The organism is Halopseudomonas salina (assembly GCF_014637955.1).
GTDB lineage: Bacteria > Pseudomonadota > Gammaproteobacteria > Pseudomonadales > Pseudomonadaceae > Halopseudomonas > Halopseudomonas salina.
In genome coordinates, this window is record NZ_BMFF01000003.1 from 488,831 (window position 1) to 503,248 (window position 14,418).

At 57.7% G+C, this 14,418-nt stretch carries 14 protein-coding genes; 2 read left to right on the plus strand and 12 right to left on the minus strand.

What is annotated here, in order from left to right:
* Window positions 1-16: 16 nt before the first annotated feature.
* The 10 genes from IEV54_RS09670 to IEV54_RS09715 all read right to left on the minus strand — a co-directional run bounded on the left by IEV54_RS09670 (window position 17) and on the right by IEV54_RS09715 (window position 10,533).
* Window positions 17-211 (minus strand): DUF2065 domain-containing protein, encoded by a 195-nt coding sequence (locus tag IEV54_RS09670; RefSeq protein ID WP_308420809.1) that lies wholly within the window; start codon window positions 209-211, stop codon window positions 17-19.
* Between the two features lie 140 nt (window positions 212-351).
* On the minus strand, window positions 352-1,224 hold the full coding sequence (gene hflC, locus IEV54_RS09675; RefSeq protein WP_150278304.1) for a protease modulator HflC: 873 nt from the start codon (window positions 1,222-1,224) through the stop codon (window positions 352-354).
* Window positions 1,224-2,408, minus strand: a complete 1,185-nt coding sequence (gene hflK, locus IEV54_RS09680) for an FtsH protease activity modulator HflK (protein WP_150278303.1) — start codon at window positions 2,406-2,408, stop codon at window positions 1,224-1,226. The genes hflC and hflK overlap by 1 nt, the downstream gene beginning before the upstream one ends.
* Window positions 2,409-2,519: 111 nt before the next feature.
* Window positions 2,520-3,821, minus strand: coding sequence for a ribosome rescue GTPase HflX (gene hflX / locus IEV54_RS09685; RefSeq protein WP_150278302.1), 1,302 nt, complete (start codon window positions 3,819-3,821; stop codon window positions 2,520-2,522).
* 17 nt (window positions 3,822-3,838) lie between these two features.
* Window positions 3,839-4,093, minus strand: a complete 255-nt coding sequence (hfq, locus tag IEV54_RS09690; RefSeq protein ID WP_150278301.1) for an RNA chaperone Hfq — start codon at window positions 4,091-4,093, stop codon at window positions 3,839-3,841.
* 168 nt (window positions 4,094-4,261) lie between these two features.
* Window positions 4,262-5,233 carry a tRNA (adenosine(37)-N6)-dimethylallyltransferase MiaA gene (gene miaA / locus IEV54_RS09695; RefSeq protein ID WP_150278300.1) on the minus strand — a complete coding sequence of 324 codons (972 nt, stop codon included), beginning with the start codon at window positions 5,231-5,233 and terminating at the stop codon, window positions 4,262-4,264.
* Between the two features lie 21 nt (window positions 5,234-5,254).
* Window positions 5,255-7,147, minus strand: coding sequence for a DNA mismatch repair endonuclease MutL (mutL, locus tag IEV54_RS09700; RefSeq protein WP_373286435.1), 1,893 nt, complete (start codon window positions 7,145-7,147; stop codon window positions 5,255-5,257).
* Window positions 7,137-8,498, minus strand: coding sequence for an N-acetylmuramoyl-L-alanine amidase (locus IEV54_RS09705; RefSeq protein ID WP_150278298.1), 1,362 nt, complete (start codon window positions 8,496-8,498; stop codon window positions 7,137-7,139). Before IEV54_RS09705 ends, mutL begins: the two co-directional genes overlap by 11 nt.
* A 59-nt stretch (window positions 8,499-8,557) precedes the next feature.
* The gene (tsaE, locus tag IEV54_RS09710; protein ID WP_150278297.1) at window positions 8,558-9,034 is read right to left on the minus strand and encodes a tRNA (adenosine(37)-N6)-threonylcarbamoyltransferase complex ATPase subunit type 1 TsaE; all 477 of its coding nucleotides are present in this window, start codon (window positions 9,032-9,034) and stop codon (window positions 8,558-8,560) included.
* Window positions 9,031-10,533, minus strand: a complete 1,503-nt coding sequence (locus IEV54_RS09715; protein ID WP_150278296.1) for an NAD(P)H-hydrate dehydratase — start codon at window positions 10,531-10,533, stop codon at window positions 9,031-9,033. Before IEV54_RS09715 ends, tsaE begins: the two co-directional genes overlap by 4 nt.
* An 80-nt stretch (window positions 10,534-10,613) precedes the next feature.
* Between IEV54_RS09715 and queG the strand changes: the two genes are divergently transcribed.
* Window positions 10,614-11,693, plus strand: a complete 1,080-nt coding sequence (gene queG, locus IEV54_RS09720) for a tRNA epoxyqueuosine(34) reductase QueG (protein ID WP_150278295.1) — start codon at window positions 10,614-10,616, stop codon at window positions 11,691-11,693.
* Between the two features lie 8 nt (window positions 11,694-11,701).
* On the opposite strand, the gene orn is transcribed toward queG, so the two are convergent.
* The gene (gene orn / locus IEV54_RS09725) at window positions 11,702-12,244 is read right to left on the minus strand and encodes an oligoribonuclease (RefSeq protein ID WP_150278294.1); all 543 of its coding nucleotides are present in this window, start codon (window positions 12,242-12,244) and stop codon (window positions 11,702-11,704) included.
* 83 nt (window positions 12,245-12,327) lie between these two features.
* Here orn and rsgA point away from each other — a divergent pair, with 83 nt between their 5' ends.
* Window positions 12,328-13,359: a small ribosomal subunit biogenesis GTPase RsgA gene (gene rsgA, locus IEV54_RS09730; protein WP_150278293.1), complete on the plus strand. Its 1,032-nt coding sequence runs from the start codon at window positions 12,328-12,330 to the stop codon at window positions 13,357-13,359.
* Window positions 13,360-13,362: 3 nt separating this feature from the next.
* Here the strand turns inward: rsgA and motB are convergent, their stop codons facing one another.
* Window positions 13,363-14,418 (minus strand): flagellar motor protein MotB, encoded by a 1,056-nt coding sequence (gene motB, locus IEV54_RS09735; RefSeq protein ID WP_150278292.1) that lies wholly within the window; start codon window positions 14,416-14,418, stop codon window positions 13,363-13,365.

Sequence of the window (14,418 nt, forward strand, 5' to 3'; positions counted from 1 at the left end):
CCTGCATCAGACGGTATCAACGCACCAGGTACAGAAAAAGGGTGCCGATCACCATACTGCACAATCCTATAATTCGCAGTTGGCTGTCGCTGATCTGAGTAATACCAGTCAGCATCCGCTTCCATCTACCGGGTGCGAGAAATGGCATCAGCCCTTCAATGACCAACACCAGACACATTGCAGTTGCCAGGCTTTGCCACATCGGCTGCATCCTATGTTCCGGCCGGGCCGCTTTTTATCCGGCTCAGGCAGACGGCAGTCACAAAAAAGCCGGGAAAACCCGGCTGCGTGATTGTAACACGTTTTTCCGTGGCCACACCCGCAAAGGCTGAGGGCGTGGCCGGACTCGAATTATGGCGCGCTGCCACCCTGGAGATAACGGAAAAAGTCACTATCGGGATCGAGGACAAGGATGTCCGACTTGCTGGCAAAGCTCTCACGATAAGCCTGCAGACTGCGGTAGAAAGAGTAGAACTCCGCGTCCTTGTTGTAGGCTTCCGCATAAATGGCAGCCGCCTGGGCATCACCATCACCACGGACCTGCTCAGCCTCACGGAAGGCTTCCGCTAGAATGACGCGCTGCTGCCGGTCTGCGTCTGCACGGATACCCTCAGCCAATTCGTTACCCTTGGCCCGATGCTCACGAGCCTCGCGCTCACGCTCACTGCTCATGCGCTCGAACACACTGCGATTCACTTCGTTCGGCAGATCGATAGCCTTGACCCTGACGTCCAGGACTTCAATCCCGAGCTCACGACGGGCACTGGTATCCAGCACTGTCGTGATATCCGCCATCAACTGATCACGCTCACCGGAAACGACTTCGTTAAGCGAGCGGCGAGCCACTTCGTTGCGTAAGCCTGATTCCAGCTGACGAGACAAGCGATCTTCGGCAAGGGCCCGTATTCCCGAGGTGGCCGTGTAGAAGCGTTCCACATCGGCAATACGCCACTTGGCGTAGGAGTCCACCATCAACGCTTTCTTCTCGAGAGTCAGATACCGCTGGGTAGCAGTATCGAGGGTAAGAAGTCGACCATCGAACAAGCGTGCTTCCTGCACAAACGGCAACTTCAAGTGCAGACCCGGCTGCACATCGGTTCTGACTACCTTACCGAACTGCAGCACGATACCGCGTTGAATCTCACTGACCACGAAGAAGCTCTGCCAGCCGACCACAACGACTATCAAGGCCAGAATCAGACCAAAAATTGTCTTGTTACTCATTAACGTGTCTCCCGTGAACGCGCATCACGCGGCGAGGTCTGGGACTGGCGGTTGGCCGCATCGTTAGCCAAAGACCCCGAGGAAGTTGAAGCCGAACCAGATCCGGAATTTCCACCCTGCTGCATCAACTTATCAAGAGGAAGATAAAGCAGGTTATTGTTGCCCTCACCACCGGACACCAGAATCTTGCTCGTATTGCTCATCACGTCCTGCAAGGTTTCGATGTACATGCGTTCACGCATGACTTCGGGTGACAAGCGATACTGGGTTACCAGTTGATTGAAGCGCTGGGCCTCACCATCTGCACGCGCAATAACCTCGTCGCGATAACCATTGGCCTCCTCGAGCAGGCGCTGTGCCTGACCGCGGGCCTCCGGAATCACGCCGTTGGCATAGGACTCAGCCTGGTTGCGTACGCGAACCTCGTCCTCGCGGGCCCGGATAACGTCGTCGAACGCATCCTGCACTGCAGCAGGCGCCTGGGCACTTTCAATGTTCACCTGAACGACGGTGATACCGGTGTTGTAGTTATCCAGATAACGCTGCAGCCGCTCCGTGGTCTCCACACCCATTTGCTCACGGCCTTCGGTCAAGACCTGATGCATCGGCGTAGAACCTACAACGTGGCGCAACGCGCTCTCGGTTGCGTGGCGAAGACTGGTCTCGGGGTCTTCCACTTCAAGAATAAAATTCTCGAGGTTGGAAATTCGATACTGAATTGCAACCGGCACTTCAACGATGTTTTCGTCCTGGGTCAGCATCTGACCCTGCTGCCGATAGGAACGTACCTGGGTGACGTTTCGCTGAAATTTCTTTTCAAAGGGCGGCAAATAAAGATGCAGGCCCGATTCGACCGTGCGGTTGTATTCACCGAAGCGAAGCACGATAGCCTGCTCCTGCTCATCAACTGTGTAGACAGCGGCGAAGAGCCAGACGGCAACAATAATAAGAGCCACAATGCCCAGGACAGCCTTGGGGAAACCCTGGCCGGAACCCGAACCGCGGTTACCACCCTTGTCACCGCCACCTTTCTTGCCACCGAACATGCCATTCAGGCTGTCCTGAAGCTTGCGCAAAGCTTCATCCAGATCCGGGGGCCCTTGCTTGCCTCCACGATTACCGTTATTGCCACCACCGCCCCAAGGGTCTTGATTCTTACCACCACCAGGCTCATTCCAGGCCATAGCGTTCTCCGTTATTCGTAAACTTGTGTGCAAAAAAGACCCTGAAGTCTTTCCGCTTATCTGATCAAGGGTACAGCATACCGCGCCTGACGGGCGAACCGAACGACGCCTTTATTGCAACGCATGTTGCTCGATAAAGGCGTCCATTTGCCAGCCTTCACGCTTGAGCAATCGATTCAGGTCACTGCGCTGCAATCTCAGATCAAGCTGCTGGCGTCCATCATCGGCAATGCTCTCGCTGACAACCGCTCCAATTTCATAAAACTGGGCACGCAAGCGCGCTTGCTCGGGCTCCAGCACAAAGGACTCCTGGATGACATCTACCGAAAGCCGCTCGGCCATTGCCTCGGCCAATAGGTCAAGACCTTCGCCACTTTGTGCCGAGACCCAGACCCTGACCGCCAGACCCTCTTCATTTCGCTGTATATGTGGCTCTACCGACTCAAGCAGGTCGACCTTGTTGTAGACCTCGAGCATCGGCAGCGTCGCAGCACCTATCTCGCCGAGCACTTTCATTACTTGCTCAACGTGTGAGGTGCGCTCAGGATCTGCGGCATCAACCACATGTAGCAACAGATCAGCCTGAGCCGATTCCTCCAGCGTCGCCCGAAAGGCTTCGACCAGTTTGTGCGGCAGATGCCGGATGAATCCGACGGTATCAGCCAGAATGGTGGGACCAATATCGTCAAGCTCGATTCGACGCAGGGTCGGATCGAGCGTCGCAAACAGCTGGTCTGCCGCATAGACTTCAGATGTGGTCAGCGTATTGAAGAGAGTGGACTTGCCCGCGTTGGTGTAACCGACAAGCGATACCACCGGAATCTCTGCACGCTTGCGTGCACGGCGCGCCTGCTCACGCTGGCTGCGCACTTTTTCAAGCCGCCGGGTAATCTGTTTGATCCGTTCGCGAAGCAAACGGCGGTCGGTTTCGAGCTGAGTCTCACCCGGACCGCGCAGGCCAATACCACCCTTCTGACGTTCAAGGTGGGTCCAGCCACGAACCAGCCGCGTACTCAAATGATCAAGTTGAGCAAGTTCAACCTGGAGCTTGCCCTCATGAGTGCGCGCTCGCTGGGCAAAAATATCGAGAATCAGGCCGGTGCGATCTATCACCCGACACTTGAGCTCACCTTCAAGATTACGTTCCTGACTGGGCGTAAGGACGTGATTGAAGATCACCAGATCACCCTGATGCTCCCCAACAAGGGCCTGAAGCTCCTCGACCTTGCCGCTACCTATAAGAAAACGAGGGCTGGGCTGATGTCGATTTATGGTAAGAAAGGCAACAATCTCCGCGCCGGCCGAATTAGCCAGCTCGATGAATTCCTGAGGATCCTCCCGGGTGCGCTCGTCCATACCTTCGAGGTGAACGAGTATCGCCCGCTCACCGCCTTCATGGCGCTCAAAGAACAATCAAGCCTCCGGATAAATCAAGGGTTTTCCAACTCGGCCTCTTCACTGCCGGCCTGAACAGGCAAGCGCACCGGACGACCCGGCACAACAGTGGAAATAGCGTGCTTGTAGACCATCTGGCTGACTGTGTTCTTCAGCAGAATGACAAACTGGTCAAATGACTCGATCTGGCCCTGCAATTTGATGCCATTAACCAGATAGATGGATACCGGAACACGTTCCTTACGCAGAACGTTCAGGTAAGGGTCTTGTAATGAATGCCCTTTTGACATTGCCTTACTCCTTATGGAAACCGTATTTATATGCATTAATTCAATGCGTTATCACCGCCGGGCCCATTATCCATCGGACGGAGCAGTGCAATTATCAACCTGACCAATTAAAGCCAGAATCTGTAAAAATCAGGGTACTGCTTTTTTCAGAGCGCCGTCCTAAAAAACCTATATTGTGGTTCGTTCAAGACGTTTCAAGGCCTGGTCAAATCTGTTCGGGTCCAGGCTGTCAAACCAGTCGATCTCTGCCTTCCAGCCACGCAACCAGGTCATTTGCCGTTTCGCCAGCTGCCTGGTGGCTATGATCCCCCGTTCGACACCTTCGTCTAGCGAGAGTTTCCCTTCAAAATAATCCCAGAGCTGCCTGTAACCCACAGCCCTGACTGAAGGCAAGGCCGGATTCAAGTCAGCTCTGGCATACAGGGACTCGACCTCGTCGAGAAACCCCTGGCGCATCATGGCCTGAAAACGACTGGCTATCCGCTCATGCAATACATGCCTCTCGAGCGGTGCAATTGACATATAATGCATAGTATAAGGCAAAAACGCATTACCGGAGTCCTTCGACTCGGCTTTTTCTATGCTTTGCCTGTGATGCCATTCAGACATGCTTATACCTGTCAACATATATACCTCTAATGCCCGCTGCAGGCGCTGGGGGTCATTTGGGTGAATGCGCTGCGCTGCTTCAGGGTCAACGGCTGCAAGTCGCGCGTGCACCCCTTCCCACCCCTCACTGGCCGCTGTCAGCTCGATATCCTGACGAACCCGGGGATCGGCAGCAGGCATTGACGCGAGTCCTTCGGTAAGCGCCCGAAAGTAGAGCATGGTGCCACCCACAAGCAAGGGGATACGGCCGCGGGCGACAATATCGGCTATCAGCCCCAGTGCGTCGACTCGGAACCGGGCCGCAGAGTAGCTTTGTGCAGGATCGAGAATATCCACCAGATGGTGCGGGTAGCGGAGCAGAGTGCTCCTGTCGGGCTTGGCCGTACCAATATCCATACCGCGGTAGACCAGTGCGGAGTCCACACTCACCAGCTCACAGGGATAACGGTCTGCAAGATACATGGCCAGCTCGGTCTTACCGGAAGCAGTAGGGCCCATAAGACAAATGACCGACGGCAGCGCACCAGTCATTGGGCAGTTACCGACAACAGATCAACGTCCACGCAGAAACAGCTTATCAAGATCACCCATACTCATTCTGGTCCAGGTAGGGCGTCCGTGATTGCACTGCGCACTGCGCTCGGTGTGTTCCATATCACGTAGAAGCGCGTTCATTTCCGTCAGGGTGAGACGCCTGTTGGCCCGGATTGAACCGTGACAGGCCATAGTGGAGAGAAGCTCGTTACGGTGCGCCTCTATGCGGTCGCTGGTGCCGTACTCCAGAAGATCACTCAGAACATCCCGAACCAGTTGCACGGCATCAGCCTGACGCAACAGCGCCGGGATCTCGCGAATACCCAGGGTTTCAGGCCCCATGCGCTGCACCACAAAACCCAGACGGGAGAACCAGTCCGCATGCTCTTCGGCGCAATCCACTTCCCGCTGACTGAGGGCCACGGACTCGGGGACCAGTAGCGGCTGCCCCCTGAGACCTTCCTCATCCATGGCGTGCTTGAGTCGTTCATAGGTAATGCGCTCATGGGCGGCATGCATATCTACGACGATCAGGCCTTCGGCGTTTTCAGCCAGAATGTAGACGCCATGCAGCTGCGCCAGCGCATAGCCCAGCGGTGGCACGTCATGCTCCGGACTGCTGGCCTCAGCCATCACAGCAGAAGTTGCCTGACCGGAAGGGAGCCCTGCTTCACCGGAAACCGAATTGACGCCGTACAGGCCCGGGTAGGCTTCAAGGTTCCCCGAGAGCTCCCGGGACGATGGACGTTCAGGCAGGGCGCCGGGCACAGACCACCCGCCACGCGACTCGTTGAGCGGCATGCGCTCCTGCCCGGAAAAGATGCCAGCCGCCTGACCGGTCGCCATTGGCACGGCAACTGGGGACTCGACCAGTTCAGCATCCGAACGGTCACCTGGTCGCTGATCGGCCAGGGCGCGATGCAGAGTACTGAACAGGAAGTCGTGAACCATGCGACCGTCGCGAAAGCGCACTTCATGCTTGGTCGGATGTACGTTGACATCAACGACTGCTGGATCCACCTCGAGAAACAGAACGAACGTCGGATGCCGGCCATGAAACAGGACATCGCGATAGGCCTGGCGCACCGCGTGCACAACCAGCTTGTCACGAATCATGCGCCCGTTGACGAAAAAATACTGCAGGTCGGCCTGGCTGCGTGAAAAGGTAGGTAGTCCAACCCACCCCCATAGCCGCAGCCCACTGCGTTCACTATCGATCGACAGCGATTGCTCGACAAACGCCGGGCCACAGACACTGGCCACACGGCGCCTGGACTCCATCTCTCCGTGGGCCGGGCGCAGACTGAAAACGGTGCGGCCGTTGTGGCGCAGAGTGAAAGCGACATCAAAGCGAGACAGCGCCAGGCGCTTTACCACTTCTTCCAGATGGCTGAATTCGGTTTTCTCTGTCCGCAAAAACTTGCGCCGGGCCGGGGTATTGAAGAAAAGATCACGTACCTCGACTGTGGTGCCCTGGGGATGAGCCGCCGGGTGCATGCTTGGCGCCATATCACGGCCTTCGGTCTCGACGGCCCAGGCCTGATCCGAGCCTTTTGCGCAGGAGGTCAGCGTCAATCTGGAAACCGAACTGACTGAAGCCAGAGCTTCACCGCGAAAGCCAAGAGTGATGACCTTTTCGAGATCATCAAGATCTCTGATCTTGCTGGTAGCATGGCGTGACAAAGCCAGCGGCAGGTCCTCCTGAACAATTCCATCGCCGTCATCGCGGACCCGCAGCAGCTTGACGCCACCCTGCTCGACTTCAATATCGATTCGGGCAGCGCCCGCATCCAGAGCATTTTCCAACAATTCCTTGATTACCGAAGCCGGCCTTTCCACGACTTCACCGGCTGCAATCTGGTTGGCCAGCCGGGGACTAAGCAATTCAATACGTGACATATCAGGGCTCATTCCTGACCAGCATATTGCCGGCCGGTACTTTCAGGATCTGTCCAACCCGTATCTCGTCACTGCCCAGGTTATTGGACTGTCGCAAGCTGGCCAGACTCACATCAAATCGCGTCGCAATAAGGGAAAGCGTATCACCTCTGACCACCTCATATTGACGGGGCCGCTGGGCCTGCAGCTTGCCACTGGATTTCAAGGCCGCTACCCGCGTACCGGGTGGCGGATTGCGGTGAAAATAATCCCTGATACCCGAGTGCATGGCCCGGGCCAAAGCCTGCTGATGCGTTCGGGTCACGAGCTTGCGCGCTTCGCCCGGATTGGAAATAAAGCCGGTTTCGACCAGAATCGATGGAATATCCGGCGATTTGAGCACCATGAATCCTGCCTGCTCGACCCTGCGCTTATGCAGTGGCGTGATACCGCCGACGGCCGACAACACCTGCTGGCCGACATCAAGGCTGGCTGACAGCGTCGCGGTCATCGACAAATCCAGCAGCACGCTGGCCAACACCTGATCCTTGTTGTCGAGACTCACGCCGCCGACACCGCCGATCAGGTCAGAACGGTTCTCCCGGTCCGCCAGGAAACGGGCCGTTTCCGAAGTAGCGCCGCTGTCCGAGAGAGCAAACACCGAAGCGCCGAAAGCGCTGGCGCGAGTAAAGGCATCGGCATGGACTGACACAAACAGATCGGCGCTGTGCTTGCGGGCAATGTCGGTCCGTTTGCGCAGCGGAATGAAATAATCACCCGTGCGGACCAGAACTGCCTCGAAGCCCGGCTCGGCATCGATCATTTTTTTCAGTTCGCGGGAGATTGCCAGCACGACCTCCTTCTCACGGACGCCACCAGGACCGATCGCACCAGGGTCTTCACCGCCGTGTCCGGCGTCGATGGCGATCTTGATATTGCGTTCACCCCCCGGGCTAGAGGGGCGACTGGGCGCCTGGGGCAACGGCGACGCTGTTGGTGGCGCGGGAGCGGTCAGGGTTTCACGCGGCTCGGCATGGTCATACAGGTCGATAACCAGCCGATGCCCGTACTGCTGATTCGGCGGCAAGGCAAAACTCTTCGGGTTGACTGCCCTGGAGAGGTCCAACACCACTCGCAGGTCTTTCTCCTCCCTGGGGGCAGAGCGCACGCCGGTCAATGGCGTATCGCTCAAAGGCAGACCCGACACGTCGGCAGTAAAACGGGCCCCGCTGACATCAATGACCAACCGCTCGGGATTGGACAGACTGAACAGGCTATGGTCGGCGGGACCGGAAAGATCGAATACCAGGCGGGTATTGTCTGGAGCCCGCCATAACCTGACATTCTCTATGTCTACCGCCTGCGCCAGCCCGGCAAACAGCATGCACAGGCCCGCCACTAGCCAGCAAATTGTTACCCGACCTGTACTTCTGCCTTTCAAGATCACGTCTGTGCATCATCCTGTATTTGTAATTGTTGGCAGGCGCTCTGGCCATGCTCACTATGCCCTTCAATCTCAAGCCTGCGACCGGTTTGCGTAGTACTTATGGTAATGGTCATGTCCGGGCTTGGCAAAACCCCCCGCCCCTTGTCGGGCCACTCGACCAGACACAGGCTGTCGGCTGAAAAATAGTCACGAACGCCCAGAAACTCGAGCTCTTCAGGGTCCAGCAGACGATACAGGTCAAAGTGATAAATAGCGCTACCATTCAGCTCATAGGGCTCAACCAGGGTAAAGGTCGGGCTTTTGACAGCGCCCGAATGTCCCTGCGCGCGAATAAGACCTCGGCTCAGGGTAGTCTTGCCCGCACCAAGATCGCCCTGCAAATAGATTACGCCACGCGCCTGCATAGCGCGACCGATGGCCGCGCCGGCAGCCTCCATGGCTTGATCTCCCTGGGCAAGGATGACGTGAATCATGTTATTTCCCGTATATTGAGCAAGCGACGAATAGCCATCATCAGATCGGTAGCCAGCAGGCCGCGCTGACCCTGCTCGGCAGCCTGGTCCCCGGCCAACGCATGCAGCAGGGTTGCATAACGGGCGGCAGTACCAGAAGGCAACTTCTGCGCCAGTAAAGCGCCACACAGACCCGACAGCACATCACCCATGCCAGCCGTGGCCATGCCGGGGTTGCCCGCGGTGCACAAACCGACAGGCTCTCCCCCAGGCTCTCCGCCGCCAACCAGACTACCCACTCCCTTGAGCACCACCGCGCAACCATAACGCCGGGTCAGTTTCTCCAACGCCTGCAGGCGATCTTGCTGAATATCCGATGTAGAACAGCCTAGCAGGCGTGCGGCTTCGGCCGGGTGGGGTGTAATGATACAGTTCTCCCCAAGGTCCCTGCCATCCACAAAACGTTCAGCGATAATATTCAATGCGTCAGCGTCCAGCACCTTGGGAAGATCGCTGCGCAATACAAGGTCCATTATTTCCTGCGCCCATGAACTCCTGCCCAAACCCGGACCCACAACCAGCACGCTGGCACCGGCCATGAGTTCTTCAAGCCCCTGCGGATCATCCACGGAATGGACCATCACCTCGGGGCAGCGGGTGAGCAAGGGGGCGATATGCACACTACGTGTCGCGGCACTTACTTTGCCAGCACCACTGCGCAGCGCGGTTTCAGCAGCAAGCAGCACCGCGCCGCCCATTCCCGGCCCACCCCCAATGACCAGCGCATGTCCGAACATGCCCTTGTGGGAACTGCGCGGTCGCGGGGCAAGCGTTTCAGACCACCCTTCCAGGCCCAGCCGATGGGCAACGGGCAAGGTCATCTCGGCTGGCATATCCGCCAGCCGAGCAAAATGCAGCTCTCCAACGTGATCCGGGCCCTGCCCGGTGAACAGACCTATTTTCAGGGTGATAAAGGTGACCGTCATGTCGGCCGTGACGGCTTCACCCAACACTACACCGCTATCGGCGTGCAGACCGCTAGGCAAGTCGACGGACACTGTGGGCAAACCGCTGGCATTGATCGCTCTGATCGCACCGGCATAAGGCTCGCGGACTTCGGCATCAAGGCCAGTACCAAGCATGGCATCCAATACCACTCCGCGCAGAGACTCACCCTCCTGCCACGCCGTTATTTCGATACCCTCAGCCATCGCCAACCGGTACGCCCGCTGCGCGTCCCCATGCAGCTTTTCGGGTGCACAGAGGGCAAGCACACGCACATCCCAGCCCGCCATACGAGCCAGGCAGGCGACCAGGTAGCCGTCACCCCCATTATTACCACCCCCGCAGAGCACCGTCAGCACGTCCTCATCAGGCCAGCGCCGCAGGAGCTGCTCCCACAGTGCCCCGGCAGCCCGCTGCATCAACTCGCCACCTTCAACACCGCCAGCAATAATCGCCGCGTCGATGGCGCGGGTCTGGGCAGCGTTGTAGATATGGGTCGGCAGTGTGATGGTCATGGGCATGTCCCTTCTGGCAATGTCTGGCACAATTGTAGGTTCTAAACAGCCGCCGCCCCAACTATTCAGGCCCAATCAGTATGACCGACGTTAACGCCAACCCTGCCGCGGACCCTCATACGCTCGGCGAGCAGATCAGGGAACTCGGGCAGGAGCTGGGATTTCAACAGGTGGGCATCAGTGCAGCCCAGATAGGCGAGCATGAAGCGCGCCTCAATGCCTGGCTGGACGCAGGTTACCAGGGCGAGATGGCATGGATGGCGAGCCACGGCAACAAGCGCACCCGCCCCGCCGAACTGATTCCGGGTACCTCTCGGGTCATATCCGTGCGCATGGATTACCTCCCAGCCGATACCGCCATGGCCAAACGACTCAAGCAACCCGAACACGCCTATATTTCCCGCTATGCCCTGGGGCGCGACTATCACAAACTGATGCGCCGCAGGTTACAGCAGCTGGCCGAGCATATTCAGACCCTGATAGGCCCATTCGGTTACCGGGCCTTTGTCGACAGTGCGCCGGTAATGGAACGCGCACTTGCCACCCGGGCAGGCCTTGGCTGGATCGGCAAGAACACCATGCTGATCAATCCAAAAGCCGGCAGTTATTTTTTTCTCGGCGAGCTGTTTACCGATCTGCCCCTGCCCCTGGACCTGCCCCAGGAGAAGGAGCACTGCGGCAGCTGCACAGCCTGCCTGACGACCTGCCCGACTGACGCGTTCGTCGACGCCCACGTACTCGATGCCAGGCGCTGCATTTCCTATCTGACCATCGAACTCAAGGGAGCGATACCCCTGGAACTGCGTCCACTGATGGGCAACCGCGTCTTTGGCTGTGACGACTGTCAGATGGTCTGCCCATGGAACAAGTTCGCCAGGCCGACTGCCGAAAGCGACTTCAACCCCCGTCATCAGCTCGACCAGGCGACACTGGCGCAGCTTTTCCTGTGGGATGAGAACACCTTCATGAGCAAAACAGAAGGCTCTCCGATACGCCGCATCGGTCATGAGCGCTGGCTGCGCAATCTGGCTGTAGGGCTGGGAAATGCGACCACCAGCATCCCGGTAATCGAAGCATTAAAGGCACGCATCGATTACCCCTCGGAACTGGTTCGCGAACATGTCGTCTGGGCTTTGCGGCGCCACGGACATGCACCTTGAGGCATACCTCAGTACTTCAGAAAGTGTTCGCGGTAGTATTTGAGCTCGGCAATCGAATCATATATGTCATCGAGGGCCAGGTGGCTGCTGTCTTTCTTGAAACCAGCCTTGAGATCCGGCGCCCAGCGGGAAACAAGCTCCTTCAGGGTCGAGACGTCGAGATTGCGGTAATGAAAGTATTGCTCCAGATCGGGCATACCCCGGTGCAGAAAACGCCGGTCCTGGCAAATGCTGTTACCGCACATGGGTGACTTGCCTGCGGGCACCCATTGCTGGAGAAATGCCAACGTCTGCGCCTGAGCCTCGGCAGCACTGGTCTGACTCTCCCGTACCCGCTGGGTCAGACCCGAGCTACCATGCTGACGAGTATTCCATTCATCCATACCATCCAGCAGAGCATCGGGCTGCTTCACCGCCATGACGGGCCCCTCCGCCAGCACGTTGAGCTGTGAATCGGTCACTACTGTGGCAATCTCGATGATAACGTCGTTGTCGGTATCCAGACCGGTCATCTCCAGATCGATCCAGATGAGATTCTCGTCGTTGGTCATATGTTCTCCTGCTGTCAGATGGATGTAATCGAGTATACGCGGCGCGTGCTACACTGGCGAAACTTCCGGAAATAGTGCGACACATGGCCAAGCGACACCTCACCCGACGCCAGAACTGGCGGATTCAGAAAATTCAGGACGAGCGCACGGTGCGTGCCAGTCGCAGGGCCGACCAGGCCGAAGAGAGCCTGATTGGCGGTGATCTCGGTCCGGAGCAGCAAGGGCTTGTGATCGCTCACTTTGGCGTACAGGTCGATGTTGAAACGAGCGCCGGACCCGACGCCGGCCAGATACGCCGCTGTCATCTGCGCGCCAATCTGCCCGCGATGGTTACCGGTGACCGGGTCATCTGGCGAGCTGACAACCAGTCCGGCGGGGTGATCGTCGCCCAACTGCCACGCGAGTCCGAACTCAATCGTCCGGATCACCGGGGTCAGCTAAAGCCGGTAGCCGCCAACGTTGACCGACTCGTTATTGTGTTTGCACCCTTGCCCACCCCCTACACAACGCTGATCGATCGTTACCTGGTCGCCGCAGAGCAATCCGGATTGAACCCGCTTCTGGTGCTTAACAAGGCTGACCTGTTACTGGGCGGTGAGTTTGCAGATATTCGGTCCTGGCTGGATGTGTATGCCAGGCTGGGTTATCAGGTACTCGAGCTTTCAGCCAGTTCGGGAGCAGGATTAGGGGAGTTACAGGCGGCGCTGAAGGACCATATCAGCGTATTTGTCGGCCAGTCTGGGGTGGGCAAATCATCTCTGATCAATGCCCTGCTTCCCGGCATCGATCTGCGCGTCGGTGCCCTGTCGGAATCCAGCGGTCAAGGGACGCATACAACCACCACGGCCAAGCTCTTCCACTTTCCGGAGGGGGGCGACCTGATCGACTCACCCGGTATTCGGGAATTCGGGCTTACCCACATCAGCCATGAGGATCTGCTGGAGGGCTTCGTTGAGTTCCGGCCGTTTCTCGGGCACTGCAAATTTCGCGATTGCGCACATTTGCATGAACCGGGTTGCGCGCTACTCAATGCCGTGGAGCGCGGCGATATATCAGCCAGCCGGATCAGCAGCTACCGGCAAATCCTGTCCAGCATTGGTCCGCAAAGCTACTGATCGCTAAGGGTCAAGAGATTGCGGGGTCCCGCCGTCATCGAAGAAGTTTGTCGGCCGCGGAGGTGGTGGCGCAGCATCTTGGCTTGAGGGCTGGATCATGGCCGGTTCAGCAGCAGGCACATCAAAGACAGGTATATCCAGATCCGAATCAGGGCCTGCTGCAGGCAACTGAACGGAATCTGTATCCTCTTCCCTTTCACCCAGGCCATCAAGCATCAGCTCTTCCGCACGCTTGTTAAGCACCACAATATCGATACGTCGATTGATCGGATTCAAGGGATCGGCCCGATCAAACAAGGCAGAGTCAGCAAACCCCACTACTCTTGCAAGCTGATTTTCGGGATAGCCCGCTGCCAGCAAGGTGCGGCGAGCAGCGTTGGCCCTTTCTGTCGACAACTCCCAGTTTCCGTAACCGCGACGACCAACAAAGGGTGCTGCGTCAGTATGACCACCGATACTGATCTTCTTCGGCACGACGGCGATGGTATCGCTGAGGGCCAACAGGATCTCTTCGAAGTAGGGCTGCAATTGCGGGCTGCCGCTGGCGAACATGGGGCGGTTTTCAGCATCCATGATCTGGATACGCAGCCCGTCCTGGGTAATCTCCAGCAGAATCTGATCCTTGAAGCGCTGCAGCACTGGCTCTTCATCAATCTTGTTCTGTAGCTCCTGCAGCAACATCTCCAATTCGAGCTTCTCCACCCGCTCACTCACAACCCGTTCAGCCTGTTGCGCAGCCGACTCGGACTGGCTGTCATCGGGAATACGGGACTGATCGTCCTGCGCGTCGTTGAGCGTGCGATCAGGCGCGACTGTCGGAGTACCGCCCAGATCGATGGCATAGGGACTCCCACCCTCCTCGAACCCGATGGGGTCATTAAAATAACCGGAGATCTGCTTGAGCTGTTCAGGCGTCGCAACGGCCAGCAGCCACATCACCAGGAAAAACGCCATCATCGCCACGGCGAAGTCGGCAAAAGCGATTTTCCAGGCGCCGCCATGGTGACCACCACCCTTACGGGAGATGCGCTTGACGATGATCGGCTGATTATTATCCAC